This is a genomic window from Amycolatopsis sp. NPDC005961 (assembly GCF_040629235.1).
Taxonomy (GTDB): domain Bacteria; phylum Actinomycetota; class Actinomycetes; order Mycobacteriales; family Pseudonocardiaceae; genus Amycolatopsis; species Amycolatopsis camponoti.
On the sequence record NZ_JBEXVF010000013.1, the window covers coordinates 97946 to 123405 of the forward strand.

Annotated in this window: 26 protein-coding genes; 16 read left to right on the forward strand and 10 right to left on the reverse strand. The window is 71.8% G+C overall.

Annotation, left to right across the window (positions count from 1 at the left end; genetic code table 11):
- The first annotated feature begins 153 nt into the window (after positions 1-153).
- The 4 genes from ABZ342_RS14795 to ABZ342_RS14810 all read left to right on the forward strand — a co-directional run bounded on the left by ABZ342_RS14795 (position 154) and on the right by ABZ342_RS14810 (position 3525).
- Positions 154-684, forward strand: a complete 531-nt coding sequence (locus ABZ342_RS14795) for a DUF3887 domain-containing protein (protein ID WP_360472967.1) — start codon at positions 154-156, stop codon at positions 682-684.
- Positions 685-724: 40 nt separating this feature from the next.
- Positions 725-2032 carry a serine hydrolase gene (locus ABZ342_RS14800; RefSeq protein WP_360472970.1) on the forward strand — a complete coding sequence of 436 codons (1308 nt, stop codon included), beginning with the start codon at positions 725-727 and terminating at the stop codon, positions 2030-2032.
- Positions 2029-2466, forward strand: a complete 438-nt coding sequence (locus ABZ342_RS14805) for a VOC family protein (protein ID WP_196425522.1) — start codon at positions 2029-2031, stop codon at positions 2464-2466. Before ABZ342_RS14800 ends, ABZ342_RS14805 begins: the two co-directional genes overlap by 4 nt.
- Positions 2467-2667: 201 nt before the next feature.
- Positions 2668-3525: a sigma-70 family RNA polymerase sigma factor gene (locus tag ABZ342_RS14810; RefSeq protein ID WP_360472973.1), complete on the forward strand. Its 858-nt coding sequence runs from the start codon at positions 2668-2670 to the stop codon at positions 3523-3525.
- A 6-nt stretch (positions 3526-3531) separates the two neighbouring features.
- Here the strand turns inward: ABZ342_RS14810 and ABZ342_RS14815 are convergent, their stop codons facing one another.
- A complete protein-coding gene (locus tag ABZ342_RS14815) occupies positions 3532-4257 on the reverse strand; it encodes a (2Fe-2S)-binding protein (RefSeq protein ID WP_360472976.1) in 726 nt (241 codons plus the stop codon).
- 72 nt (positions 4258-4329) lie between these two features.
- Positions 4330-5181 (reverse strand): putative RNA methyltransferase, encoded by an 852-nt coding sequence (locus tag ABZ342_RS14820; protein WP_360472979.1) that lies wholly within the window; start codon positions 5179-5181, stop codon positions 4330-4332.
- 174 nt (positions 5182-5355) lie between these two features.
- Between ABZ342_RS14820 and ABZ342_RS14825 the strand changes: the two genes are divergently transcribed.
- The 3 genes from ABZ342_RS14825 to ABZ342_RS14835 are packed head-to-tail and all read left to right on the forward strand — an operon-like array spanning position 5356 to position 9399.
- On the forward strand, positions 5356-6738 hold the full coding sequence (locus ABZ342_RS14825) for an ammonium transporter (RefSeq protein ID WP_196425523.1): 1383 nt from the start codon (positions 5356-5358) through the stop codon (positions 6736-6738).
- On the forward strand, positions 6735-7073 hold the full coding sequence (locus ABZ342_RS14830) for a P-II family nitrogen regulator (protein WP_086855863.1): 339 nt from the start codon (positions 6735-6737) through the stop codon (positions 7071-7073). The genes ABZ342_RS14825 and ABZ342_RS14830 overlap by 4 nt, the downstream gene beginning before the upstream one ends.
- Positions 7074-7083: 10 nt before the next feature.
- A complete protein-coding gene (locus ABZ342_RS14835; protein ID WP_360472984.1) occupies positions 7084-9399 on the forward strand; it encodes a [protein-PII] uridylyltransferase in 2316 nt (771 codons plus the stop codon).
- A gap of 69 nt (positions 9400-9468) precedes the next feature.
- Here the strand turns inward: ABZ342_RS14835 and ABZ342_RS14840 are convergent, their stop codons facing one another.
- The 6 genes from ABZ342_RS14840 to ABZ342_RS14865 form a co-directional block, all read right to left on the reverse strand.
- Positions 9469-10848: an FAD-dependent oxidoreductase gene (locus ABZ342_RS14840; protein ID WP_360472987.1), complete on the reverse strand. Its 1380-nt coding sequence runs from the start codon at positions 10846-10848 to the stop codon at positions 9469-9471.
- Positions 10841-11503, reverse strand: a complete 663-nt coding sequence (locus ABZ342_RS14845) for a VC0807 family protein (RefSeq protein WP_155545305.1) — start codon at positions 11501-11503, stop codon at positions 10841-10843. The genes ABZ342_RS14840 and ABZ342_RS14845 overlap by 8 nt, the downstream gene beginning before the upstream one ends.
- The gene (locus tag ABZ342_RS14850) at positions 11500-12102 is read right to left on the reverse strand and encodes a TetR/AcrR family transcriptional regulator (RefSeq protein ID WP_360472992.1); all 603 of its coding nucleotides are present in this window, start codon (positions 12100-12102) and stop codon (positions 11500-11502) included. Before ABZ342_RS14850 ends, ABZ342_RS14845 begins: the two co-directional genes overlap by 4 nt.
- Before the next feature lie 70 nt (positions 12103-12172).
- A complete protein-coding gene (locus ABZ342_RS14855; RefSeq protein WP_360473164.1) occupies positions 12173-13477 on the reverse strand; it encodes a GGDEF domain-containing protein in 1305 nt (434 codons plus the stop codon).
- 758 nt (positions 13478-14235) lie between these two features.
- Positions 14236-14988 carry a glucose 1-dehydrogenase gene (locus tag ABZ342_RS14860; RefSeq protein WP_360472995.1) on the reverse strand — a complete coding sequence of 251 codons (753 nt, stop codon included), beginning with the start codon at positions 14986-14988 and terminating at the stop codon, positions 14236-14238.
- A 22-nt stretch (positions 14989-15010) separates the two neighbouring features.
- Positions 15011-15598, reverse strand: coding sequence for a TetR/AcrR family transcriptional regulator (locus tag ABZ342_RS14865; RefSeq protein WP_360472998.1), 588 nt, complete (start codon positions 15596-15598; stop codon positions 15011-15013).
- A 119-nt stretch (positions 15599-15717) separates the two neighbouring features.
- On the opposite strand from ABZ342_RS14865, the gene ABZ342_RS14870 reads away from it, so the two are divergent.
- The gene (locus tag ABZ342_RS14870) at positions 15718-16077 is read left to right on the forward strand and encodes a hypothetical protein (protein WP_360473001.1); all 360 of its coding nucleotides are present in this window, start codon (positions 15718-15720) and stop codon (positions 16075-16077) included.
- A 53-nt stretch (positions 16078-16130) separates the two neighbouring features.
- Entirely contained in the window at positions 16131-17003 is an 873-nt protein-coding gene (locus tag ABZ342_RS14875; protein WP_196425525.1) for a Ku protein, read from the forward strand.
- 276 nt (positions 17004-17279) lie between these two features.
- On the opposite strand, the gene ABZ342_RS14880 is transcribed toward ABZ342_RS14875, so the two are convergent.
- Together ABZ342_RS14880 and ABZ342_RS14885 are read right to left on the reverse strand one after the other, a co-directional pair.
- On the reverse strand, positions 17280-17756 hold the full coding sequence (locus ABZ342_RS14880; RefSeq protein WP_360473005.1) for a MarR family transcriptional regulator: 477 nt from the start codon (positions 17754-17756) through the stop codon (positions 17280-17282).
- Between the two features lie 9 nt (positions 17757-17765).
- A complete protein-coding gene (locus tag ABZ342_RS14885) occupies positions 17766-19556 on the reverse strand; it encodes an ABC transporter ATP-binding protein (RefSeq protein WP_360473008.1) in 1791 nt (596 codons plus the stop codon).
- A gap of 218 nt (positions 19557-19774) precedes the next feature.
- On the opposite strand from ABZ342_RS14885, the gene ffh reads away from it, so the two are divergent.
- From ffh to rimM, 7 genes are all read left to right on the forward strand, one after another.
- Positions 19775-21313 (forward strand): signal recognition particle protein, encoded by a 1539-nt coding sequence (gene ffh, locus ABZ342_RS14890; RefSeq protein ID WP_360473010.1) that lies wholly within the window; start codon positions 19775-19777, stop codon positions 21311-21313.
- Positions 21310-22386, forward strand: coding sequence for an amidohydrolase family protein (locus ABZ342_RS14895; protein ID WP_360473013.1), 1077 nt, complete (start codon positions 21310-21312; stop codon positions 22384-22386). The genes ffh and ABZ342_RS14895 overlap by 4 nt, the downstream gene beginning before the upstream one ends.
- 46 nt (positions 22387-22432) lie before the next feature.
- On the forward strand, positions 22433-23158 hold the full coding sequence (locus ABZ342_RS14900) for a type II CAAX endopeptidase family protein (protein ID WP_360473015.1): 726 nt from the start codon (positions 22433-22435) through the stop codon (positions 23156-23158).
- Between the two features lie 103 nt (positions 23159-23261).
- Positions 23262-24065 carry a type II CAAX endopeptidase family protein gene (locus tag ABZ342_RS14905; protein WP_155545315.1) on the forward strand — a complete coding sequence of 268 codons (804 nt, stop codon included), beginning with the start codon at positions 23262-23264 and terminating at the stop codon, positions 24063-24065.
- A gap of 183 nt (positions 24066-24248) precedes the next feature.
- On the forward strand, positions 24249-24692 hold the full coding sequence (gene rpsP / locus ABZ342_RS14910) for a 30S ribosomal protein S16 (protein ID WP_086680523.1): 444 nt from the start codon (positions 24249-24251) through the stop codon (positions 24690-24692).
- The gene (locus tag ABZ342_RS14915; protein WP_003103110.1) at positions 24689-24928 is read left to right on the forward strand and encodes an RNA-binding protein; all 240 of its coding nucleotides are present in this window, start codon (positions 24689-24691) and stop codon (positions 24926-24928) included. The genes rpsP and ABZ342_RS14915 overlap by 4 nt, the downstream gene beginning before the upstream one ends.
- A gap of 19 nt (positions 24929-24947) precedes the next feature.
- Complete coding sequence (gene rimM / locus ABZ342_RS14920; protein ID WP_360473019.1) at positions 24948-25460, forward strand: ribosome maturation factor RimM; 513 nt, start codon at positions 24948-24950, stop codon at positions 25458-25460.

Below are 25460 nucleotides of genomic sequence, written 5' to 3' on the forward strand. Positions count from 1 at the left end.
TGCGCCGCGTGTGGCAAGCCGCTGCCACCTCGCCAGGGATCAGGGCGAAATCGCCAGTACTGTGACGCCACTTGTCGGAGTGCTGCCCGCCGGCAGCGCGAACACGTAAAGAGTGACTTGACAAACCCGGGTCGTCAATTCATTCTTGACAGCGTGCCGAAGCACGGGCCACTGGCCGAAGTCGGCGAGGCGTTGCGGAAAGTTCGCGCCGCCGAGGCGACGTTGCGGGAAGCCGTGGAAGCGGCCAGGGAGGCCGGGCACACCTGGCAAGAGATCGGCGATCTGCTGGGGACCAGCCGGCAGGCCGCCTTCCAGCGGTTCGGCCGGCCGGTCGACCCGGCGACGGGGGTGTCCATGGTGGAGCTGAACCCGCCCGACGCCATCCACCGCGCCGAAGAGCTCGTGGCGGAGCTCGTCAGTTGTCAGTGGCACGAAGTGCGCCGGGACTTCGACGACCGCATGCAGGCAGCGGTCGGTGAGGACGAGTTGCGGCTCGCCTGGGCCCAGCTGGCCGGGTCGGTCGGACGGTACGAGCGGATGGGGGAGCCGTATGCGCGGTCCACGGGTGACTACACGGTCGTCCACATGCCGCTGGCCTTCGAGGCCGGAGAGCGGACGGTGCAGGTGACTTACCGCGGCGACGGCCAGGTGGCCGGGCTGTGGATCCGGCCGCCCGAAGAGTAGCCGGTGACCGAGGGGGAACGATGGAAACGCAGGGGGAGAGATGAAGACAGCGATAGCGGGCGTGCTCGCGGTCCTGGTGCCGCTGGCGCCGCTGGTGGCCCCGGTGGCCCAGGCCGCCGAAGTACCCACGGCGACGCACCAGCTCGAGTGGGTGGTCGACGCGACCGGGCGAGTCCCGGTGTCCGACGCCGAGGTGCGCGAGCACGTCGCCGAAGCACTGCTGACCGCCGCGGGCGGCACGGCGGGCGTCAACGGCGCGTTCGCCCGGCTCGGCCCGATCGAGGTGAAACGGATCGTCACGGAGGCCCCGGACCACGTGGCGGCCGCGGTCCACGGGCCGGCCGACGACTACCTGCTCGACCTCCACGTCGACCCGGCCGGGCTGATCGACGGGCTGGCGGTGACCCCGGACGATCCGGTGCCGGCGTCCTGGTCGGAGGTCGACGCGCAGCTCGCGGCGCTCGGCGCCCGGGTGTCGTTCGGCGCGTCGGAGATCCTCCCGGACGGGCGTTGCCAGGTCGTGCACGGCGTGCGCGACGACGTGCAGCGGCCGCTGGGTTCGGCCTTCAAGCTCTACGTCCTGGGCGCGCTCGGCAAGGCGGTCGCCGAGCACAAAGCGTCGTGGAGCGAGCAGCTGGCGATCCGTGACGACTGGAAGAGCCTGCCGTCCGGGGTGCTGCAGAACGAACCGGCCGGCACACGGCTCCCGTTGTCCGCGTACGCCGACAAGATGATCTCGATCAGCGACAACACCGCGACCGACCACCTGATCCACCGCCTCGGCCGGGACGCCGTGCAACGGCAGGTCACCGCGTTCGGCAACCAGCGGCCGTCGGCGAACATCCCGTTCCTGACAACGAAGGCGCTGTTCGAGCTCAAGGCCACGCAGTACCCGGCCCGGGCGGACGCCTACCTGGCGCTGCCCCGCTGGGCGCGGCCCGCGGCGGTCGCCGGGCTGGAACGCCTCCCGCTCACCGGGCTCCAGGGCTGGCAGGCGCCCGAGAAGATCGACGACATCGAGTGGTTCGGTTCGCCGGGCGACATCTGCCGTGCGTTCTCGGGGCTGCGGAAGGAGAACCAGCCGGAGATCGGGCACGCGTTGTCGCTGAACGACGGTGGCCTGGGACTCGACCGGGCGAAGTTCCCGGAGGTCTGGTTCAAGGGCGGCAGCGAACCCGGCGTGCTCACCTTGAACTACCTGGCGTGCACGGCGGACGGCCGTTCGCTGGTCACCAGCGTCATGGTGTCGGACCCGGTCGCGCCGCTGGACGAAAACCACGTCGCGGCCCGGGGAATCGCCGTCGCGAAGGGTGCGGTGGCGCTTCTCGCGGCTACGCTTCGCCCGTGACGGTGCGGTGGACTCTGACGGTGGACTGCGCGGAGCCCCGCGTGCTGGCGAGGTTCTGGGCGGTAGCCCTCGGCTACATCGAGCGGCCGCCGCCGGCCGGGTTCGCCCGCTGGGAAGACTGGTTCTCCCACCACGGTGTGCCCGAGTCGGAATGGGACGACGGCGCGTACCTCAGCGATCCCGAAGGCGTGCTGCCGAACCTCAGCTTCCTGAAGGTGCCCGAGGGAAAGACCGTGAAGAACCGCTTGCACCTGGACATCCAGGCCGGCGGCGGGCGCGAGGTTCCGTGGGACACGCGGTGGGAGCGGGTCGTCGAAGCGGTCGCCCGGCTCACCGCGGCGGGCGCGACGGTGGTGCGGGAGTACGAGCTGGACGGCCGCCCGGACCACTTCCTGATGGCCGATCCGGAGGGCAACGAGTTCTGCGTGCTCTGAGCTGCCGATCCGGGTGACCGCCGGAGTGGCGACGCTCGGCGCGCAGGAGCCGCCGGAAGGTCGCCCTGCTGGCGGCCGACCTGGTGTCACTGCGGCCGTCCGGGATGACTCAGATCACTCACGGGGTCGTGCGTTCTCGTCACATCGGCCGCTGTCGCGGGGTCTACTCCTACGACGGCGACGCGGAAGGAACGGGACACGGTGGACACGCTGACCGAGCGGTTCGAGCAGGAGCGGGCGCGGCTGCGGGCGGTCGCCTACCGGATGCTCGGTTCGGCGAGCGAAGCCGACGACGCCCTCCAGGAGGCCTGGCTGCGGTTCGACCGCACCGACACCGGCGAGGTCGAGAACATCGGGGCGTGGCTGACGACCGTCGTCGCGCGGGTGTGCCTGTCCATGCTTCGCACGCGTCGCAATCACCGTGAGGAGCCTCTGGACGGCCGGCCCGAGCAGGGCGAGGACCGCCGGGACCCCGAGCAGGAAGCGGAGCTGGCCGACACGGTCGGGCTGGCGCTGCTGGTGGTGCTCGACGCGCTGGCGCCCGCCGAGCGGGTCGCGTTCGTGCTGCACGACATGTTCGCCGTGCCGTTCGACGAGATCGCGCCGATGATCGACAAGACCCCGGCGGCCGCCCGGCAGCTCGCGAGCCGGGCCCGGCGGCGGGTCAAGGGCGGCACCGCGGCGGACGCGGGCCTGCCCCGGCGGCGCAAGGTCGTCGAGGCGTTCCTGGCCGCGTCGCGGGGTGGCGACTTCGACGCGTTGCTCGCGCTCCTCGACCCGGAGGTGGTGTTGCACGCGGACCGGTTCGTCGGCCCGAGCCCGGCGCCGGTCGTACTGCGCGGCGTCGAGAACGTGCGCAAGGGCGCGGTGCTGGCGTCCGAGCGGGCGCGCACCAGCGAGCTGGCCCTCGTCGACGGCTCGCCCGGGCTGCTGTGGGTGCGCGAGGGGCGGCTGTCGGTCGTCCTGGCGTTCCAGGTCGACGGCGACCGGATCACCGGCATCGAGGTCATCGCCGACCCGGAGCGGCTGCGCGGGCTGGAGCTGGCCGTCCTCGACTGAGGTGCGTCAGCCCAGGGCGGCGCGAAGCCGCGCGCCACGCTCGGACGGCGTCTGGCGCGGGCAGCTCACGCACTTCGGGTTGCCGACCTCGTAGATCAGGCAGCACGACGCACGGCGCACGGCAGGGGTCCGGCCGACACGCACGAATCGCGGCTTCGGCAGGCCCAGGCCGATCGCGGCCACGAGCGGCTCGGCCAGGGCCATCGCGCGCTCGGGATCGGGCGTCCACAGCAGCCGGTTGCCGATCGAGTCGGTGGCGATGGCCCCGAGGGCGCGCGCCCGGGCGCCGGTGACGGCGGCGATCGTGGCGATGGCGGCCCCGAGCGCCTCCCCGAGCGCGGCGCCCAGTTCGGGCAGCCCGCCGGACAGGGAGCGGGTGGACCGGGCGCCGAGGAACCGGCCGTCGGCGAGGAGGTCGATCTCCACGGCGTCGAGCGACGGGTCGGCCAGCGTGAGCCGAGGGGAACGGCCTGCGGGCGGTGCCGAGGCAGCCCGCACGCTCGTCGAGTGGTCCGCCCCGCCGTACGGCACCGGGCTCGCGACACTCTCCGTCGCGGCGACCAGGCTCTCGAGCGCCGGGGCCACCAGCACCGAGGAGAGCGAGTACCACCAGATCGTGCCGAGGATCTCCGGCGCGGCGCAGCCGTAGAGCTTGGCCGCGCCGCCGATGCGGGCGCGTACCCACTCGGCGTCCGCGAGCAGGGTCGCGGGCGCGGTCCAGTCGGGCTTCACGTCACCCAGCCTTCCAGACCTCGGCGACGTGAGCCGGTGGGATCGCTTCCGGGAGCCGAGAGCGGGAGCGTCTCACAGCCGCCGGTAGGTGGAGACCGTGAAGGACACCGTCACCGCCTGGGGCTCGGCCAGCGCGTCCAGGCGGGCGCGGCGGTCGCCGCGGTCGAGGTGGAAGGCCGTCGGGCCCATCTCCACCGCCTGGCGGATCTGCCGCGGGGCCAGCCGCGCCGTCCGGTGGACCTCCGTCCGCCCGGTGCGGGCGAAGTACTCGCCGAGCGTGCCGTCCAGGCGCTCCTCCTTGCGGTCGTCCACCGACAGCACGAGGTCGCCCAGCTCGCGGAGGTGGTCCGGGGCCGGGGACGCGACCGTCAGCAGACCCCCGGGCCGCAGGACGCGGTGGAACTCCGGCCCGTTGCGCGGCGCGAAGACGTTCAGCACCGCCGACGCCACCTCGTCGCCCACCGGCCACGGCTCCCACAGGTTCCATACCGCCGCACCCAGCCGGGGGTGGGCGCGGGCCGCGCGCCGCAGGGCCACCGCGGAAACGTCCAGCGCCAGGCCGAACGCCGCCGGTGCCGCCTCCAGGACGTGCGCCAGGTAGTAGCCCGTGCCGGCGCCCGCGTCGATCACGAGATCGCCGGCGCCTTCGCACACACGGGCCAGCTCGTCCGCGAGCGGCCGGTACGCGCCCGACGCCAGGAAGTCCGCGCGGGCCGCGACCATCGGTGCCGTGTCCGCCGTCCCCGCCGGGATTCGCGCGTGCAACAGGTTCACGTAACCCTGTCGAGCTAGATCGAATGAGTGACCGTCCTGGCAACGCAGTGTGCGATCTACGGCCCCCAACCGGGTTCCGCACACCGAACAGCGCAACGCTTCCACGACCCGAGGTGGCAGTGGGTCATTCTCGCGGTCGCTGGCAGTCATGGGGATATTCGACCACGACGTAACGCAAGCGGACACTCCAGGACACGTCCGGGGAAACCTGGCCGTAACAACCGGGCACGGACAGTTCACGCGGGCGAAACCTCTCGCGCCGCCCCGTGAAACACCGCGCGCCAAAACTGCCTTCGCAGAACACCCAGGGCACGGGAGGACGATGTGCTGAACGCAGGAGACACCGCATGGGTACTGGCCAGCGCCGCGCTGGTCATGCTCATGACCCCAGGATTGGCGTTCTTCTACGGCGGCATGGTCCGCGCGAAGAGCGTCTTGAACATGCTGATGATGAACTTCATCGCGCTGGCCGTGGTGGGGGTGCTCTGGGCCCTGTACGGCTTCTCGATGTCGTTCGGCGACGACGCCTTCGGCGGCTTCGTCGGTAACTTCCACTTCGCGGGCTTGGAAAACACCTTCGGGAAGCTGGCCGGCTTCGCGGTCGCCGCCACCGACTCGGCACCCGCCGTGGCCTGGCCCGGCACGGACGCGCTGCCGGTGCTCGCGTTCGTCATGTTCCAGCTGATGTTCGCCATCATCACGCCCGCGCTGATCTCCGGCGCCATCGCCGACCGCGCGAAGTTCTGGGGCTGGACGCTGTTCGTCGTCATCTGGGTGACGGTCGTGTACTTCCCGGTCGCGCACTGGGTGTTCTCGTTCAACGGTTTCGTCGGCGAGAACGCGGTCGGCGGCTGGATCGCCAACAACCTCAAGGCACTCGACTTCGCCGGTGGTACCGCGGTCCACATCAACGCCGGTGCCGCGGGTCTCGCGCTGGCGATCGTGCTCGGCAAGCGCAAGGGCTGGCCGAAGGACACCGGCCGCCCGCACAACGTGCCGTTCGTCCTGCTCGGCGCGAGCCTGCTGTGGTTCGGCTGGTACGGCTTCAACGCCGGTTCGGCGCTGGCCGCCAACGACCTCGCGGCCGTCGCGTTCACCAACACGACCGTCGCCACCGCCGCCGCCGTTCTCGGCTGGCTGATCGTGGAGCAGCTCAAGTTCGGCAAGCCGACCACGCTCGGTGCGGCGTCCGGCGCGGTCGCCGGCCTGGTCGCCATCACCCCGGCGTGTGGTTTCGTGAGCCCGCTCGGGGCCATCGCGATCGGCCTGATCGCCGGTGTCCTCTGCGCGCTGGCCATCTCGCTCAAGTTCAAGTTCGGCTTCGACGACTCGCTCGACGTCGTGGGCGTCCACCTGGTCGGCGGCATCGTCGGCACGCTGCTGATCGGCTTCTTCGGCACCACGAGCGTCAACGCGCTCGGTGCTGACGGTCTCTTCTACGGCGGCGGGTTCACCCAGCTGGGTCGTCAGGCGGCGGCCGCCGGTGCGGTGCTCGCGTACTCCTTCGTCCTGTCCTTCATCATCGGTTTCGCGATCAAGAAGGCGGGCGGCTTCCGCGTCAGCACCGAGGACGAGGTCACCGGTATCGACGAGGCTCAGCACGCGGAGAGCGCGTACGACTTCACCGGGTTGTCCGGCGGTGGCGCACCGTCCACCATCCCGGTCAAGACCGCCCCGGCCGCGAAACTCGAGGAGAGCAAGGCATGAAGCTCATCACGGCGATTGTGAAGCCGTTCACGCTGGACGACGTCCGCTCCGCGCTGGAGCAGCTGGGCGTGCTGGGCATGACGGTCAGCGAGGTCCAGGGTTACGGCCGCCAGAAGGGCCACACCGAGGTCTACCGCGGCGCCGAGTACTCGGTCGACTTCGTGGCCAAGCTGAAGATCGAGGTCGTCACCGACGACACCAACGTGGAGAAGGTCCTCGAGGCCATCACCACGGCCGCCCACACCGGCAAGATCGGCGACGGCAAGCTGTGGGTGACCCCGGTCGAGACGGTGATCCGCGTACGGACCGGCGAGCGCGGCACGGACGCTCTCTAGGGCGTCCGGGATGGCCGACGGGGGCGAACTGGTCAAGGCCACCGAGCGTTTGCTCGAGGGCAGGCACGGGAGGCTGGGGGCGTCCGCACTGCGGGCGGCCCTGGTCGACCTCTACGAGTTCTGGCTGGGCAGGGGAGCCTCGGCGGCCGGCGTCGACACCGCGGAACCGGGTGTCGCGCTGGTCGCCGTGGGCGGGCTCGGCCGCCGGGAGCTGGTGCCGTTCTCCGATCTCGACCTGGTGCTGGTGCACAACGGCAACAGCAACGTCGGGGAGATCGCGGACGCGCTCTGGTATCCCTTGTGGGACGCGAAAGTCGGGTTGGACCACTCGGTCCGCACACCCGGCGAAGCGCTGAAGGTCGCTTCGGAGGACCTTCGGACGGCGATGGGCCTGCTCGACGCCCGGCACCTTTCCGGGGACGCCGAGCTGACCGGCCGCCTGGTTTCCGCGGCGCGCGACCAGTGGCGCCGCACCGCGCGCAAGCAGATCCCGGACATGACGGCGTCGGTCCGGCAGCGCTGGGCCCGCAGCGGCGAGATCGCGCAGTCCGCCGAACCCGACCTCAAGCACGGGCGGGGCGGGCTGCGGGACTTCGCCGTCCTGGAAGCACTGGCCGCGGCGCAGCTCACCGCGCGGCCCGGCGAAGAACTTCTGGCCGCCAAGGAGCTGCTGCTCGACGTCCGCACCGAGCTGCGTCGCGAGATCCGGCGCGAACGGGACATCTTGTCCGCGCCGGAGGCCGAGCTGGTGGCCGCCGAGCTCGGCTTCGGCGACCGTTTCACGTTGGCCCGCAAGCTTTCCGGTGCGGGCCGCACGATCGCGTACGCGCTGGACGTCGCGCTCCGGTCCACTGTGGAGCCGCCGAAGCAGCGCTTCGGACGGCGTCCGGCACGGACCCCGCTGGCCGAAAACGTCGTCCTGCACGGGAACGAGGTCGCGCTGGCCCGCGACGCCGTCCCGGCGAAGGACCCGGCGTTGCTGCTGCGGGTCGCCGCGGCGTCGGCGCGCACGGGCAAGCCCATCGCGCTCGGCACGCTCAAGGCGCTGGCGGAGTCGGCGCCGGAGCTGCGGGCGCCGTGGCCGCCCGAGGCGTTGAACGCCCTGGTGGAGCTGCTCGGCGCGGGGGAGGGCCTGGTCGACGCGGTCGAGTCGCTCGACCGGACCGGCCTGTGGGCCCGGCTGTTCCCCGAGTGGGGCGCGGTCCGCGACCTGCCGCCGCGCTCTCCGGTGCACCAGTGGACGGTCGACCGGCACCTCGTACGCACCTGCGTCGAGGCCGCCAAGCTGACCACCACGGTGCCGCGGCCCGACCTGCTGCTGATCGGCGCGCTGCTGCACGACATCGGCAAGGGCCGCGACGCCGACCACTCGGAGCTGGGCGCCAAGATCTCCGCCCAGGTCGCGACGCGGCTCGGGCTGAGCCCGGCGGACGCGGCGACGGTGTCGGCGATGGTCCGCCACCACCTGCTGCTGCCGCACACCGCGACGCGCCGTGACATCAGCGAGCCGGACACGGTCTCGCGAGTGGTGAAGACCCTGGACGGCGACATCGTCCTGGTCGAGCTGCTGCACGCGCTGACGCAGGCCGACTCGCTGGCGACCGGTCCCGGCGTCTGGACGGACTGGAAGGCGCGGCTGCTCGCCGAGCTCGTCACGGGCTGCGAGGAAGTGTTGCGCGGCAAGGGGTTCACCGCGCCCGAGCCGATGGACAGCGAACAGCGCGAGCTCGTCGCCCTGGCCGTGGCTTCGGGCACCGGCGAGATCCGGGTCAGCGCGCACGGCAAGGTCGTCACGGTGCTGCTGGCCGTCCCGGCCCGCGCGGAGCTGCTGGCGCCGGCCGCGGGTGTGCTGGCGCTGAACTCGATGGAGGTGCATTCGGCGGTCCTGCGCGGCCACGACGGCGGGCGCGCGGGGGTGTTCACGGCGTCCCCGAAGTTCGGTTCCCTGCCGGACCCGACGCTGCTGCGCGAGCAGTTCGCCCGCGCGGTCGCCGGCACCCTGCCGCTCACCCAGCGCCTGGCGGCGAAGGAACGTGACTACGGCTCGCCGGACGCGGCCCCGGTCGCGCCGAAGGTCCTCTGGTTCGACGACGAGACGAGCGGCCCCGACACGGTGGTCCTCGAGCTGCGCGCCGCCGACCGGATCGGCCTGCTGTTCCGGGTCGCGGGCGCCCTGCGCCGCTGCGACGCGGAGGTCCGCTGGGCGAAGGTCTCGACCCTGGGCGGTGCGGTGGTGGACTCGTTCGCGGTGACGCCTCGCAGCGGCCGCATCGAGCCGGGCTGGCGGCGCGAGGTGGAGCAGGCGATCCTGGCGGCGGCTTCCTGAGCGGACCCCGGCCGTCCGATGCGATGTGACCGGGCCCGCGGTTCGGGTGACCCGACTCGCGGGCCCGCGTCAGATCGCCGGGCGAGCCGTGCCGGCGACGGTCGCGGACGCCGTCCGGCCGGCCTCGGGCGACCCGAACCAGCGGTGCAGTGCGTCTTCCAGGCCCGGGCCGCCGGACCACACCACGTAGCCGTCGGGCCGGACGAGCCGCTGCTCGGCGCCGGACCGCTGCTCGACCCGGCCGGACCACCCCTCCGGCAGCGTCGCACCGATCAGCACCGCGCGGCCGTCGGGTGCCACCGGGACCTCCGCGCGGCCGGAGATCCCCGGGTACGTCACCCCGATGCCCGAAAGCTCCAGGGCGACGGCGTGGCGGGCCTCGGGGACGGCCAGCAGCCCCGTGACGACCTCGCGCACGGCCGCCGCGTCCGGGTCGGGCACGCCGAGCACCGCCTGGGCGCGGGTGCTGACCAGCACGCGGGCCGCGATCGGGTGGCGTTCGTCGTGGTAGCTGTCGATCAACGCGGAAGGCGCCGTGCCGCGGACCGTCGCGGCCAGCTTCCAGCCGAGGTTCGCCGCGTCCTGCAGACCCAGGTTGAGGCCCTGGCCGCCGACCGGGAGGTGGACGTGCGCGGCGTCGCCGGCGAACAGCACCCGGCCGTGGCGGTACCGCTCCAGCTGCCGGGCCGCGTCGCCGAAGCGCGACGCCCACAGCACCTCGCCGACGAGGATCCCCGGTCCGTGGGCGGCGGTCAGCGCCCGCTGCACCTCCTCGGCCGTGACCGGTTCACCGCGGCCGAGCCGCTGCTGCTCCTCGCCGAAGACGATCGTGCGGTAGCGGCCGCCCGACAGCGGGACCAGGTAGCCCGACGCGCCGGCCGGCAGTGCCCAGGCGTCGGCCAGGCCGGCGGGCTTGGCCGCCAGCAGGATGTCGGCGACGACCAGCGAGATCCGCGCCGGGCTGCCGGGGAACGCGACGTCCAGCAGCGTGCGCACCGTGCTGTGCCCGCCGTCGGCGGCGACGAGCCAGCCGGCCCGGTGCTCGCGTCCGCCCGCCGTGACGGTGACGCCGCCGTCGTCCTGCCGCACGGCGGTGACGGCCGCATCGCGCAGCACCCGGGTGCGCAGCCGCGCCTCGATCGCCGCCGTGACGTGGGCCTGTTCGACGCCGAGCTGGTACGGGAAGCGCGTCGGAAGGTCGGTGTAGTCGATCGGAAGACCCGAGAAGTGCCCGGCAGGCAGCTTCGCCCGCACGTGCGGCTCGATCGCCGCGAGCAGGCCGCGATCGGCCAGCACCTCGACCGACCGGGGCTGCAGGCCGAGGGCTTTCGACTGCGAGGTGGGCCGGGCGTCCCGCTCGAGGACCAGCACGTCGAGCCCGGCGCGCTCCAGCTCGAACGCGGTCAGCAGGCCGGTCGGCCCGGCGCCCGCGACCAGGACGTCAGGCATCGAGGTTCTCCTTGCGGAGGTACCAGACGTGCCAGACGATCAGCAGGGCCAGCGCGCCGAACCACGCCACGTTGGTGACCAGCGCGATCAGGTCGATCGGCAGCGTGTAGACGAGCACGATGTGCAGCACCGCGCCGGCCAGCAGGACCGCGCCCCAGGCGGCCGTGTTGATCCGCAGGCCACGCCGGAACCGGGCGTCGGTCTCCCAGCGGCCCGCCCACGCTTCCGCGCCCTCGGCACCGCGTTTGACCTCGGCGATCGTGCGGCCCAGCGTCAGCTGCGCCGGACGGCCGACGAACACCGAGACCAGCATCCACGCGCCGAACACCCCGCCCAGCGCCGCGGTCCAGCCTTCGCGGATCACCAGCGTGCGCGGGTCGTCCGAGAGCAGGCCCAGCACCACCGACAGCACCAGGACGCTCAGCGTGACCAGGGCGACGAGGTCGACCTTGCGGTTGCGCACGATCGTCCACACCACGTACGGCGCGGCCACCAGGACACCGGCCATCAGCGCCCACCACTGGCTCACGCCGGCGCCGCGCAGGCCGTAGAACAGCGCCATCGGCACGAGCACTTCGAACACCACGGTCAGCACGTTGGCGCGGACCAGCCGGCGCAGGCCGGCGTCGGGCACGGTCTTCTCTTCGATCATCATGCGGATCCCCCAGCGGATTCGGGTGCGGTCGCCCGCACGTAGAGGTCGGCGAGCTCACGGCCGATGCGCGTGAGCTCGGTGGGTTCCAGCCCGGCGGCGGCCGCCGTGGCGACGACGGCGTCGAGGCCGGAGGTGAAGGCGAGCGCCGTGGTCCGGGGGTCGAGCGGGCCGAACGCGCCCGCCGCCTGCCCGGTGCGGAAGTGCTCCTCGAACAGCGCGAGCCGCCCGTTCACGCCGGCGCTCTGCGAGCCGGCGTTCTTCACCAGGTCGATCAGCGCGCGGATTTCGGCCGGGTGCTCGCCGACGAGCTCGACGTTCGCTTCGACGAAGGCGCGCAGCTGCGCGACGTGCCCGACGGCGGCGTCGATGCGCGGCTGCATGAACGCCCCGGTGATCTCCTCGATCTCCGTGACGCACGCGGCGAGCAGGTCGTCCTTGCCCGCGAAGTGGTAACTGATCATGCCGGTGCTCGACAGGCCCGCGTGCTTCGCGATCCGGCTGAACGACGCCTTGGCGTAGCCGGCCTCGGCGATGACTTCGATCGCCGCCCGCACGATCTGCGCCCGCCTGCCGGACTCGGTGAACGTTCTTGCTCGCATGAGCAAAATTTAGCTCAGCTGAGCAAAAATGACAAGTTGCCTGGTCGAAGTCGGGAATGGGGGGAGTGCTTTAGGCCGTGGCGGTGCCGTCGACGACCCGGTTGCGGCCCGCGTCCTTGGCCCGGTACAGCGCCTTGTCCGCGGCCTGCAGCAGCCGCTCGACGGCCGTGCCGCCGTCCGGGTAGGTCGCGACGCCGATCGACGCCGACAGGGCGTCGATCACGCGGAGGTGGCTGCCGTCCTCGTACTCCACCTTCAGCGACTCGATCGCCGACCGGACGCGCTCGGCCACCGCGAGCACCGCCGCCGGGCCGATGTCCGGCAGCAGGACCACGAACTCCTCGCCGCCGAACCGGCCGACCGAGTCGTAGTCGCGGACCGCGCTCTTGATCGTCGCCGCGACCGCGCGCAGCACCGTGTCGCCCGCCAGGTGACCGTGCTGGTCGTTGATCAGCTTGAAGTAGTCGAGGTCGATCATCAGCACGCCGAACGTGCTGCGCGAGCTGCGCTGGGCGCGGGCCAGTTCGCGGGAAGCGAGCAGATGCCACCCGGTCGTGTTGAACAGGCCGGTTTTCTCGTCAGTCGTCGCGGCGATCTCCAGCTGCTTGATCAGCACCGCCCGGTGCAGCACCAGCAGCGGCGGCACGATCGCGACGGCGAGCGCGGGCAGCGTCGCCAGCGTCAACGCCGTGAGCAGGCCCAGGCAGAGCGTCGCGACCTCGAGGAGGTTGTCGCCGAGGCCGCCGAAGAACGCCTTGATCGTGCGCTTCGTGATCGTCAGCGCCGGGACGATCGTGATCGCCGAGACCAGGAAGTACGTCACCGCGGCCAGCGCGATCGCCGTGATGCCGCGCCAGCCCGCCGTCAGCGCCGCGTACATGTCGCCGACGCCGAGCCGGGCGAGCACGAGCTCGGCCGAGTAGCAGGTGATGACGACCAGCGTGGCGTTCAGCGTGGTCCGGAACGGCGGGACGCGCTTCATCCGCGCGAGGCTGCGCGTCGCCAGGTGCAGGTAGAGGACGGCGATCAGGGCCGTGACGAGCGCGGGCGGGAGGAGCAGCACGCCGGCGAACGTCCAGACCGACGTCAGGTTGATGTGCGGGGTGTCGGACACCAGCCGCCGGACGCGCTCGATCTGCCGGCCGAGCTCCGCCTGCAGCACGCCGAGGGCGACGAGGACGCCGAAGACGACGAGATCCCACCCGTGGACGGGCACCACGGCGGCGGTCCAGACGGTGGCGACGAGCGCCACGGACTCGACGAGGAAGCAGTAGAAGATCAGCGACCCGCGCTGCCGCCAGAGGGTCCAGTGAGCAGGGTTCAGCGCCCCACGGATCCGGCCCACGCGGGGTTCGGCCGGACGGGCGCCGTCCATACTCAAGGCGGGTGCAACTCCCCTGGGTGATCCGACGATCCGCGTCCACTTCACCACATCGGGCGACCTCGATCGACGATTGCCACACGTTCGGAGCAGCGAAGGGAGGTCGCCATGCGCAACCGCGAGTCCTGACGCCCCGACCGCCGTCCGCGCCGACGCCGGAGGGAGGCCGTCATGCGCAACCGCGAGTCCTGAGCCGCCGCAGTCCACCGGAACGCCCGAGAGGAGATGCGCCGTGCGCAACCGCGAGTCGTGAACCAGTCGCTGTCCGCCCCCGCGCCCGAGAGGAGACGTGCTGTGCGCAATCGCGAGTCCTGAACCAGTGTCCATTCGCACCCACGTCCGGAAGGAGACGCGCCATGCGCAACCGCGAGTCCTGAACCAGCGCCCGAACGAGCCCTACGCGCGAGAGGAGAGCCCCGTGCGTAACCGCGAGTCGTGAACCCAAGCCCGCCCGCATCTACGTCCGGAAGGAGACGCGCCGTGCGCAACCGCGAGTCCTGAACCAGTGTCCATTCGCCCCCGCGCCCGAGAGGAGGTGCGCCGTGCGTAACCGCGAGTCCTGAACCCCCATGCCCATCCGCCCCCCGTGCCCGGAAGGAGACGTGCTGTGCGCAACCGCGAGTCCTGACCACGCCGAACACCCGGTCCGTCCAGCAGGAGAGGGGAAACGCCACCATGCGCAACCGTGAGTCGTGAACGGCCGCCGGAAGAGCTCCGGCCTGCCCAGTACCCGCGGGCCCGGGTGGGGCCGCTCAGGCGGTCGCGCCGCCGTCGACCACCAGGTCGTGCCCCACGGTGAAGGCCGCTTCGTCCGAAGCCAGCCACAGCACCGCGGCGGCCACCTCGGCGGTGGCTCCCACCCGGCCCAGCGGGATCGCGTCCTTCAGCCGCGCGGCGCGGTCCGCGTCCGTCTCGCCGGGACGCAGCGACATGTCCGTGTCGGTCGCCCCCGGGCTGACCGCGTTGATGCGGACTCCGTCGGCGATGTGGTCGCGCGCCGCCGTGCGGGTCAGCACGCTGACCGCGGCCTTCGACGCCGCGTACGCCGCCATGTTCGGCAGCCGGCCGTGCGCGCCGATGTTCGACGCCATGTTGACGATCTTGCCGCCACCGTGCGCCCGCATGTGCGCGACCTCGTGCTTCAGGCACCGCCACAACCCGGTCACGTTCGTGGCCAGCACCGCCTCGAAAGCGTCCTCGTCGAGGTCGGCGACCGGGGCCGGCGACCCGAGGATGCCCGCGTTGTTGAACGCGACGTCCAGTGCGCCGTGTCGCGCGACGACCGTCTCGACCATCCGCGCCACGTCCGCCGAGTCGGTCACGTCGACCCTCACCGCACTCGCCGCGTCGCCGATCTCCTTGACCGCGGACGCGAGCCGCTGCTCGTCCCGGCCCGCGACGACCACCGTCGCGCCCTCGGCCGCGAACGCTTTCGCCGTCGCCAGCCCGATGCCCGAGCCGCCGCCGGTCACCAGGACGACCTTGCCCGCGAACCGTGCCCCCATGTCTGCCTTCTTTCTGGTCTGATCAGTCTCGAATGAGTACACGAATCGCCTGCGAGACGGCCGCGTGCAGCCGGCTCGCCGCGTCCGTGCCCTTGCCCAGGACGCGCAGTCCCTGGAGCACGGTGAGCAGGAACCGGGCCAGCGTCGCCGGGTCGCTGCCGTCCGGGAGTTCACCCTGCGAGCGAGCGCGTTCGAGTGCCATCGTCAGCGCGACTTCGAGCGTGTCCCAGCTGCGCTCCACGATCCGGGCGACCGCCGGATCGTGGGGGAGCAGCTCGATCGCCGCGTTGACTACGAAACAGCCGATCGGCCCGTCTTCGCCGAGGATATCCGCCACATAGCCGTCGAGAAGCCGCCGGACCGCAGCGACGCCCGGGCCCGGTTTCGACAGCTCGGACATGACCCGCGTGTCGGTCCGCTCGGCGTAGCGCTTCAGCGCCGTCACGTAGAAGTCGTGCTTCGTGCCGAAGGTCGCGTACAGGCTCGCCTTCGCGACGCCGAGGTGCGTGACGAGGTCGCTGACCGACGTCGCTTCGTAGCCTTGACGCCGGAAGAGCGCGAGTGCGGCGTCGCAGGCTTCGTCGACGTCGAACTCCTTGACCCTGGACATGATCGAACCCTAGCCATATCCAGAACGATCGGTCAAATAAACCGGCCGCGGTGTGTCGCCTCCGATGACGGCCCGTGCGGTGGCACGATGGCTGATCTGACGGCCGGAGGGGGTGAGCGATGCAGGACCTCACGCTGCCGCCGACGGTCCTCGCCACCCACCTGCGCTCCTGTGCCGAAGAGCTCGCCGCGAGCCTGCGCTGCGGCGGCCCGGGCGCCACGACCACCGAGCTGACCGACGTCGTCGCGCACCTGGTCGCAGGCCAGGAAGCCATCTCCCACGCGCTCGCCGGCCTCGCCGCCCGCGTCGAAGGCGGCACGAACGCGCTCGCCGCGGCCCCGCCCCTCGACGTCGAGGTCGTCACCGAGGTGCTCCGCGAGGCGGCGATCGCGGCCCGGTGCGCGGCCGAAGCGCTCGACGAGGTCACGCCGTCGTTCGAATGTGTGAGCGAATCCGTCGCGCCTGACACCCGTTTGTAGCTGTCGGGGCGCGCGGGCGCCTGTCTAGCCTGGGAGCTGCGGAGGTGGCTCGCATGCGCGCGATGTGGATGGGCACGATCGGGTTCGGCAGTTACGCCATTCCGGTGAAGGCGTACAGCGCGACCGAGGACCGCGAGATCCCGCTGCACCAGGTGCACGAGGCCGACGGCGGCCGCGTCCGGGTCAAGCGGGTGTGCGAGGTCGACGGCGCCGAGGTGCCGCCCGAGCAGATGGTCCGCGGGTACGTCGTGCCCGGCGGTGACGTCGTCCTGCTGTCGGACCACGAGCTCGCGTCGCTCCCGATGCCCGGCCGCACGATCGCCATCCGCGGGTTCGCGCCGCTCGCCGACGTCGACCCGATCTGGTTCGCGAAGAGCTACTACCTCGAGCCGGAGCCGGCGGGCACGAAGCCGTACGTGCTGTTCAGCGAGGCCCTGCAGCAGTCGGGGCGGATCGCGCTGGTCACGGTCGCCCTGCGCCGCCGCGAGACGCTCGGCGCCCTGCGCGTGCGCGACCAGGTGATCGTGCTGGAGACGATGTTGTGGCCCGACGAGGTGCGCACGCCCGACTTCCCGTTCCGGCACGCCGACGTCGACATCCGGCCCGGTGAGCTGCGGCGCGCGGTGAACCTCGTCGAGGAGCTGACCGGCGAGTTCGACCCCGGCCGCTATCCCGACCGTTACCGCGAGGCCTTTCAGGCGTTGGTCCAGGCGAAGATCGACGGCGCGGAGGTCGTCCAGCCGACGGCCGCCGCGCAGGCGGAGGGCGTCACGCGGCTGCTGGCGGCCCTGCAGGAGTCGGCGTCCGAAGCCGAAGACGAGCGCACCGCGTCCGTCGCGAAGGCCAAGGCTGCGGCGTCGAGGGCGGCGAAGGCGCGTACGACGGCGAGGCGGGCCGCGGCCCGCAACCGCGCGAAGACGTCTTGAGTAGTACTACCCACGGGTAATTGAGGGTTCTCCCACTGCTGGCCGGGTGCCCGGCGCGGCAAACTTCGTTCTGCCAGCGGGTACCGGACCGCTGGTGAGGGGGAGGAAACCGGACGGCCCCTGGGGAGGTGAGCCGTCCGGGCACCAGGGTTCCGGGGCGGGCCGACGGAGGAGCGGCCCGTTCCCGGAACCCGTGCCGCACCGCGGGGAGGCGGAGCGGAAGAGGGGATGGCCCGGAGCCGCCGTGGAGGGATCGAGGGGTCTCCGCGGCGGCTTTCAGGCGTCCGCGACCCGGAGCATCAGCTCCGAAGCCAGGCTCAGCAGCTGCCGCTCGGTCGGCGACAACGTCGACTCGATCGCGCCGGCCAGCCAGCGTTCCCGCCGGATGCTGTACTCGCGCAGCACGGCCAGCCCCGCCGGCGTGATGCTCACCAGCGAACGGCGCCCGTCCGCCGGATCCGGTGAGCGCGTCACCAGCTCGCGTTCGGTCACCCAGGCCAGGATCCGGGTCAGCGACTGCGGCTGCAGCCGCTCCGCCTCGGCCAGCTCGGTCGGCGTGTGCGTGCCCGCCCGGTAGAGCCTGCTCAGCACCGCCAGCACCGCCGGGCCCGGGCCGTTCGGGTCCCGCTCGGCGCGCATCCGCCAGTTCAGCCGCCCGACGCCCTCGCGGACCCGGCGGGCCAGGTCGGCCAGCTCGGCGTCCGCGCTGACCTGCAGGGTGACTCGGCCGGGGGCGTCGGGTTCGGGCTGCATGGCCCCAGGTTAGGCGGTTCCCCGGACCAGCCGGGCATAACGCCCGTCGCGCGCCAGCAGCTCTTCATGCGTCCCGCGTTCGACGATCCGGCCCTCGTGCAGCACCACGATCTGGTCGGCGTGCTCCACAGTGGACAGCCGGTGCGCGATCGTCAGCGTCGTGCGGCCCGCGGCGAGCCGGTCGAGCTCGGCCTGCACCGAGCGTTCGGTGCGGGTGTCGAGCGCGCTGGTCGCCTCGTCGAGGATGAGCACCGGCGGGTTGCGCAGCAGGATCCGCGCGATCGCCATCCGCTGCTTCTCGCCGCCGGAGAAGCGGTAGCCGCGCTGGCCCACGACCGTGTCGTACCCGTCGGGCAGCCCGGCCAGGGTGTCGTGGATGTGCGCGGCCTTCGCCGCCGCCTCGATCTCCTCGTCGGCCGCGTCCGGTTTCGCGAAGCGCAAGTTCTCGCGGACGGTGTCGTGGAACAGGTAGGTCTCCTGCGACACCATCCCGACGCCCGCCGCGAGCGAGGCGAGCGTGACGTCGCGGATGTCGGTGCCGTCGATCTCCACGGACCCGTCGCTCACCTCGTACAGCCGTGCCACCAGGTACGCGAGCGTCGTCTTGCCCGAGCCGGTCGAGCCGACCAGCGCCGTCGTGGTCCCGGCCGGGACGTCGAGGTCGATGTCGTGCAGCGTCAGCGGGCCTTCGTCGTCGTAGCGGAAGGAGACGCCGCGCATCGAGACGTCCCCACGCCGGACGTCCAGCGTGCCCGCGCCCGGCTTGTCGCTGATCTCCACCGGCAGGTCGAGGACCTCGAAGATGCGCCCGAACAGCGCCTTCGACGTCGCCACGTTCTGCCCGATCGTCTGCATCGCGCTGGCCGGCGCGACCAGGCGGTTGAGCATGCTGGTGAACGCCACGACCGTGCCGAGCGAGAACGGCGACGCGCCGCCCGCCAGCGCCAGCCCGGCGATCCAGTAGACCAGCGCCGGGATCACGGTCAGGCTCATCGCCCGCGACGCGAGCTGCCAGCGTCCGGCCAGCGCCGCCGCGCGTTCCAGCGACGCGATCTCCCGCGACTCCGCGCCGAACCGCTCGCGCATCGCCCGTTCGTTGCCCATGGTCTTGGCGAGCAGCACGCCGGTGACCGACAGGGACTCCTCGACCATCGTCGTCAGCCGGGCCATCCGCCGGGTCCGGCCGCGGGCCAGCGTCCGCCGCTTCTTGCCGAGCCGCAGCGTGAACAGCAGGAACAGCGGGACGACGATCAGCGAGAGCGCCGCGAGCTGCCAGTCGAGCGCGAACAGCGCCGCGGTGATGGCGATCGTCGTGGTCGCGTTCTGCACCATCGACCCGGCGGTCGTGGTGATGACGTTGTCGACGCCGCCGATGTCGTTGAACACCCGCGAGAGCACTTCGCCGCTCTTCGTCCGGGTGAAGAAGCCCAGCGACATCCGCTGCAGGTGGCCGTAGACGGTGACGCGCAGCTCGTTCATCACCCGCTGGCCGATGGTGTTGGACAGCCCGGTCGTGGCGACGCCGAGGGAGCCGCTGCCGACCGCGCAGGCGATCATCCCCGCCGCCAGGACGCTGATCAGGAGCGTGTCGCGGTGCGGGAGCGCGTCGTCGAGGATCTCGCGCAGCAGGAACGGCGAGACGACGCCGAGGCCGGCCTGCAGCACGATCAGCGCGAACAGTGCGCCGAGCGGCCCGCGGTGCGGGCGGAACAGGCCGGCGATCCGCCGGAGGGGGACCGGCTCGTCGGTGTCGGCGGCCGGTTCGGCGAGCGACGGCCGGGGTCTGGTCGCGGAAGTCATACACGCATGTTTACCTAATGCGGCCATCGTCACCAGTGAATTACCGTAATTAAAGGCAACTTTACGTCGATCTAGCCCGTGAAGTGGTACATTTATGTGTACTAATCGCGTGCGCGAACTTCGCGTACCCGTGAGGTGGGGGAGCCGGAGCGACTACCCTCGGGAGGGCCGGCCTCGTCCGGCGCGCCACTCTCGACCCAGCTGGAGCGTGCACACCCGTGTTCGACACCCTGTCCGATCGGCTCACCGCCGCCCTGCAGACGCTCACGCGCAAGGGCAAGCTGTCCGACGCCGACATCGACGCCACCGCGCGCGAGATCCGCATCGCGCTGCTGGAGGCCGACGTCGCCCTCGGCGTGGTCAAGACCTTCATCGCGCGGATCAAGGAGCGGGCGAAGGGCGCCGAGGTCTCCCAGGCGCTCAACCCCGCCCAGCAGGTCATCAAGATCGTCAACGAGGAGCTCGTCGGCATCCTCGGCGGCGAGACGCGCCGCCTGAACCTGGCGAAGAACCCGCCCACCGTGATCATGCTCGCGGGCCTGCAGGGTGCCGGCAAGACGACGCTCGCCGGCAAGCTCGCGCTGTGGCTGAAGAAGCAGGGCCACGCGCCGATGCTGGTCGCCTGCGACCTCCAGCGCCCGAACGCCGTGACGCAGCTGCAGGTCGTCGGCGAGCGCGCCGGGGTCGTCACCTTCGCGCCGGAGCCCGGCAACGGCGTCGGCGACCCGGTCGACGTCGCCCGCCGCGCCATCGCCGAGGCGAAGCACGCGCAGCACGACATCGTCGTGGTCGACACCGCCGGCCGCCTGGGCGTCGACGAAGAGCTGATGAAGCAGGCCGCGGACATCCGCGACGCCGTCCAGCCGGACGAGACGCTGTTCGTCGTCGACGCGATGATCGGCCAGGACGCCGTGACCACGGCGGAGGCGTTCCGCGACGGCGTCGGCTTCACCGGTGTCGTGCTGACGAAGCTCGACGGTGACGCCCGCGGTGGTGCCGCGCTGAGCGTCCGCGAGGTCACCGGCCAGCCGATCCTCTTCGCGTCCAACGGCGAGAAGCTCGAGGACTTCGACACCTTCCACCCGGACCGGATGGCGTCGCGGATCCTCGGCATGGGCGACGTGCTGACCCTGATCGAGCAGGCCGAGCAGGCCTTCGACCAGGACCAGGCCGAGAAGGCCGCGGAGAAGCTGTCGAGCGGCCAGCTCACCCTCGAAGACTTCCTCGAGCAGATGCTCGCGGTCCGCAAGATGGGCCCGATCGGCAACCTGCTCGGCATGCTCCCGGGCGCCGGCCAGATGAAGGACCAGCTCGCCCAGGTCGACGACAAGCACCTCGACAAGCTGCAGGCGATCATCCGCGGCATGACGCCCGCCGAGCGCGACAACCCGAAGATGATCAACGGGTCGCGCCGGCTGCGCATCGCCAACGGCTCGGGCGTCTCCGTCCGCGAGGTCAACGACCTGGTCAACCGGTTCTTCGAGGCCCGCAAGATGATGGCCCAGATGGCCGGCCGGTTCGGCTTCGGCGGCGGGGGCGGCGGCTCCAAGACGCGCAAGGGCAAGAAGGGCAAGAAGGGGCGCGGCCCGACGCAGCCCAAGGTCCGCGGCGGCTTCCCCGGCGGCATGCCGATGCTGCCTCCCGGCGGGCAAATGCCGGGCGGGATGCCCGACCTCTCGAAGCTGGGCGGCATGAACGACGTCCCGGGCTTCGACCCGTCGAAGTTCAAGCTGCCGAAGAACCCCAAGGACAATTGAGCACCGCGCTCCACGCCGCCGGGGTGGTCCTGCCCGGCGGCGAGTCCCGGGACCTCTGGATCACCGGCGGCCGGATCTCCTTCGAGCCGGTGGCGGACGCCGAGACGCTGGGCCGGGACGTCTTCCTGGTGCCCGGCCTGGTCGACGCGCACTGCCACCCTGGCATCGGCGTCGGCGGGCCGGTCTCCCTGGAAGAGGCGACGGAGCAGGCACTGGCCGACCGCGCCGCGGGCACGTTGCTCATCCGCGACTGTGGCCTGCCGATCGACGTCCGGCCGCTGCAGCGGCGCGCCGACCTGCCGACGATCATCCGCGCCGGGAAGCACCTCGCGCTGGCCAAGCGCTACATCCCCGGCCTCGGCATCGAGCTGGACGATCCCTCGCAGCTGCCCGAGGCGGTCGCCGAGCAGGCTCATGACGGCGACGGCTGGGTCAAGCTGGTCGGCGACTGGATCGACCGCGGTGCGGGCGACCTGGCGCCGCTGTGGCCGGACGACGTCCTCGCCGAAGCCGTCAAGGTCGCGCACGACCACGGCGCCCGCGTCACCGCGCACGTGTTCGGCGAAGCCGCGCTGCCCGGGCTGATCGCGTCCGGCATCGACTGCCTCGAGCACGGCACGGGACTGAGCGCCGACCAGCTCGCGGAACTGGCGCGCACCGACGTCGCGCTCGTGCCGACCCTGATCAACATCGAGAACTTCCCGGGCATCGCGGACAAGGCGGGCAAGTACCCGGCGTACGCGGACCATATGCGGGCCCTGCACGCCGGCGTCGGCGAGATGGTCGCCACGGCCATCGAAGCGGGTGTACGCGTCTTCGCGGGCAGTGACGCCGGTGGCATGGTCGAGCACGGCCGGCTCGTCGACGAGATCGAGGCGCTGCACCGCGCGGGCATGACCCGCGAGGCGGCCCTGGCGAGCGCGTCCTGGGCCGCCCGCGACTGGCTCGGCCACCCGGGCATCGCCGACGGCGCACCCGCCGACCTGCTCGTCTACGCGAGCGACCCGCGGGAGGACCTGGGCGTCCTGCGGCACCCGGAGCACATCGTGCTCGGCGGTGTCGTCTACGCGTAGACCCCCGCCGTTTTCCTTGCGGGGTCGGCACTTTAGCGTGGGGCGCGTGACGGACGACGACGGCGCACGACGTGTGCTCAAGGCGCACTGGTGTTTCGTGGCGTTCTTCACGGGCATCGCCGGCTACTACCTGATCAACCTCGTCATCGCCGCCGCGGTCAACCGCAACGTCGGCGAGTTCGACCCTCTCGAGCTGCACGACATCGGCCCGCTGCTGCTCCTGGCGTTCGTGCCCAACCTCCTGCTCGGCCTCGGCCCGGCGGTGGGCTCGTGGCGCTGGGGCGAGGGCCTGCGCGCGGACTTCGGGCTCAAGCCGACCTGGCGCGACGTCCGGATCGGCCTCGCCTGCGGCGCGCTCGCGCTGGTCGTCGGCTACGGCCTCAACCTGGTGCTGATCGCCGTCTACGGCGCCGACGACGTCTCCGACAGCCCGCTGAGCGACCTCGCCGACACCTTCGACGGCGATACCGTCTGGCTGGTGCTCGCCGCGGTGATCGTCATCGCCGGCGCACCGATCACGGAAGAACTGCTGGTCCGCGGCACGCTGTGGAACGCGCTGCAGTTCCACCGGGTCCCGCCGTGGGTGGTGCTCCTGCTCACCTCGCTGGTGTTCGCCCAGCTGCACGGCGAGCCGACGCGCACGATCGCCCTCTTCGGCCAGGGCATCGCGATCGGGCTGGCCCGGCACCTGTCCGGCCGGGTGAGCGCCGGGGTCATCGCGCACGCGGCCAACAACCTGCCGCCGGCGGTCCTGCTGTTCGTCGCGCACTGAGGGTGTTGCGATGATCGATGGACAGTAGTCGGACGGATACTGTGTGATCACTTCCCGGCCGCTAGGCTCGTCGTAGGAGCCGACCGATCGCGGAGGGCAACGCGTGACCACTTCCCAGCCCCGGGACCCGGCTCCCGACGCCGCGCCGTTCCCCGAGCCCGAGGAACCCGCCGCGACTGCCTTCCTGCCGCCCGCAAGGCGGCACCGGTGGGGCTTCGGGGCCTTCCTGCTCGTCGAGGCGGTGCTGCTGTCCTCGGCCGCGTTCGTGTCCGTCCTGGTCGGCGACACCGGCCCCGGCCCGCTGCCGATCCGGGTCGTGCTGCTCGGCACCATGCTGCCGACGATGATCGCGGCCGGCGTCGCCGTGCTGATCACGTACGTGCGTGGCAACGGGCCCGTGATCGACCTGCGGATCGAGTGGCGCTGGGCCGACGTGAAGACCGGGTTCCGCTTCGGCTGCGTCGGGCTCGTCTTCACCACCCTCGGCGCCTACCTGTGGACGCAGCTGGTCGGCAACGCCAACGCGACGTCGGCGATCAGCGCGCTGGTCGAGGACCGGAAGATGTCGATCTCGGCGGCCATCGTGATGTTCGTCTACCTGTGGCTGCTCGGGCCGATCTGCGAGGAGATCATCTACCGCGGCCTGCTCTGGGGCGCCGCCGAACAGCTGCAGTGGCGCAGCGAGCGCTGGGGCCGCGTCGCGGCGTTCCTGCTGTGCACGGCGGTGTTCGCGGCCAGCCACCTCGAGCCGCTGCGCACGACGTTGCTGCTGGTCATCGCGGTGCCGATCGGGCTGGCGCGGCTCGTCACCGGACGGCTGCCGGCGAGCATCGTCGCGCACCAGGTGAACAACTTCCTGCCGGCGCTCACGATCCTGCTCGGTGCGCTCGGAGTGGCCTCTTTCTGAGCCTCTTCCCAGGCCTCCGTCCCGGTGCGCGGGGGCCGTCTGGCAGAATGAGTCACTGCTTGCTTCCGCCGGACCCTCTCACCGCGCGAAAGCTCCTGACCTTCGGGTGCCCGCGTCCGTGTCCCCACTCGGACAGCGAGTGCCCACCCCAGCATCAGAGAGATACGAGGAGTACCCACACCCGTGGCCGTCAAGATCAAGCTGCAGCGCCTCGGCAAGATCCGTGCGCCGTACTACCGCATCATCGTCGCCGACGCGCGCACCCGCCGGGACGGCAAAGCCATCGAGACGATCGGCAAGTACCACCCGAAGGAAGAGCCGAGCCTCATCGAGGTCGTCTCCGAGCGCGCCCAGTACTGGCTGGGTGTCGGCGCGCAGCCGACCGAGCCGGTCCAGCGTCTGCTCGAGATCACCGGTGACTGGCAGAAGTTCAAGGGCCTGCCGGGCGCCGAGGGCACCCTGAAGGTGGCCGAGCCGAAGCCGTCCAAGCAGGACCTGTTCAACGCGGCGCTGGCCGCGGCCGGCGAGGAGCCCTCCACCGAGGCCACCACGCCGAAGAAGAAGTCCGCCCCCAAGAAGGCCGAGGCCGAGAAGGCCGAAGCCGCCGAGGGTGAGAAGGCCGAGTGAGCTTTCTGGCTGACTCCCTCGAGCACCTGGTGCGCGGGATCGTCGACAACCCGGACGAGGTCCGGGTCGAGCTGCTGACCACGCGCCGTGGCCGCACGCTCGAGGTGCACGTGCACCCCGACGACCTGGGCAAGGTGATCGGCCGGGGTGGTCGCACGGCGACCGCCCTGCGCACCGTCATGGGCGGCATCGGTGGCCGCGGCGTCCGCGTGGACGTCGTCGACACCGACCGCTGAAGCCTGTTCGGAAACGGTCATGGACGTCGTAGTCGGTCGCATCGCCAAGGCGCACGGAATCCGCGGGGAACTCGCGGTGGACGTGCGCACGGACTCGCCGGAAGAGCGGTTCCAGGTCGGTGCGGCCGTGACGACCAAGCTGCGTGACGGCAGCAAAAGGGAACTCACCATCGCAGCCGCCCGCGAACACAGCGGGCGGCTGCTGGTGCGTTTCGAGGAGGTCCCGACCCGCGACGTCGCCGAGACGCTGCGGGGCGCCCTTCTGCTCGCCGACACCGACACCCTGCCCCCGACCGGCGACGACGACGAGTTCTACGACCACGAGCTGGCCGGCCTCCGCGCCGAGCTGCTCGACGGCACGGTGATCGGCAAGGTCGTCGAGGTCGTCCACTCGCCCGCGGGCGAGCTGCTGCAGCTCGACGTCGAGGGCCGCGAGGTCCTGGTGCCGTTCGTCCACGCGATCGTCCCCACCGTCGACATCGCGGGCGGCCGGGTCGTGCTCGACCCGCCGGAAGGGCTCCTGGACGCCTGA

Coding starts and splice junctions, on each gene's coding strand:
- ABZ342_RS14800 (WP_360472970.1), top strand. CDS start 725: ATGAAGACAGCGATAGCGGGCGTGCTCGCGGTCCTGGTGCCGCTGGCG.
- ABZ342_RS14820 (WP_360472979.1), bottom strand. CDS start 5,181: ATGACTGCCAGCGACCGCGAGAATGACCCACTGCCACCTCGGGTCGTG.
- ABZ342_RS14830 (WP_086855863.1), top strand. CDS start 6,735: ATGAAGCTCATCACGGCGATTGTGAAGCCGTTCACGCTGGACGACGTC.
- ABZ342_RS14835 (WP_360472984.1), top strand. CDS start 7,084: ATGGCCGACGGGGGCGAACTGGTCAAGGCCACCGAGCGTTTGCTCGAG.
- ABZ342_RS14840 (WP_360472987.1), bottom strand. CDS start 10,848: ATGCCTGACGTCCTGGTCGCGGGCGCCGGGCCGACCGGCCTGCTGACC.
- ABZ342_RS14845 (WP_155545305.1), bottom strand. CDS start 11,503: ATGATGATCGAAGAGAAGACCGTGCCCGACGCCGGCCTGCGCCGGCTG.
- ABZ342_RS14850 (WP_360472992.1), bottom strand. CDS start 12,102: ATGCGAGCAAGAACGTTCACCGAGTCCGGCAGGCGGGCGCAGATCGTG.
- ABZ342_RS14855 (WP_360473164.1), bottom strand. CDS start 13,477: ATGGACGGCGCCCGTCCGGCCGAACCCCGCGTGGGCCGGATCCGTGGG.
- ABZ342_RS14860 (WP_360472995.1), bottom strand. CDS start 14,988: ATGGGGGCACGGTTCGCGGGCAAGGTCGTCCTGGTGACCGGCGGCGGC.
- ABZ342_RS14865 (WP_360472998.1), bottom strand. CDS start 15,598: ATGTCCAGGGTCAAGGAGTTCGACGTCGACGAAGCCTGCGACGCCGCA.
- ABZ342_RS14870 (WP_360473001.1), top strand. CDS start 15,718: ATGCAGGACCTCACGCTGCCGCCGACGGTCCTCGCCACCCACCTGCGC.
- ABZ342_RS14875 (WP_196425525.1), top strand. CDS start 16,131: ATGCGCGCGATGTGGATGGGCACGATCGGGTTCGGCAGTTACGCCATT.
- ABZ342_RS14880 (WP_360473005.1), bottom strand. CDS start 17,756: ATGCAGCCCGAACCCGACGCCCCCGGCCGAGTCACCCTGCAGGTCAGC.
- ABZ342_RS14885 (WP_360473008.1), bottom strand. CDS start 19,556: ATGACTTCCGCGACCAGACCCCGGCCGTCGCTCGCCGAACCGGCCGCC.
- rimM (WP_360473019.1), top strand. CDS start 24,948: ATGGACGTCGTAGTCGGTCGCATCGCCAAGGCGCACGGAATCCGCGGG.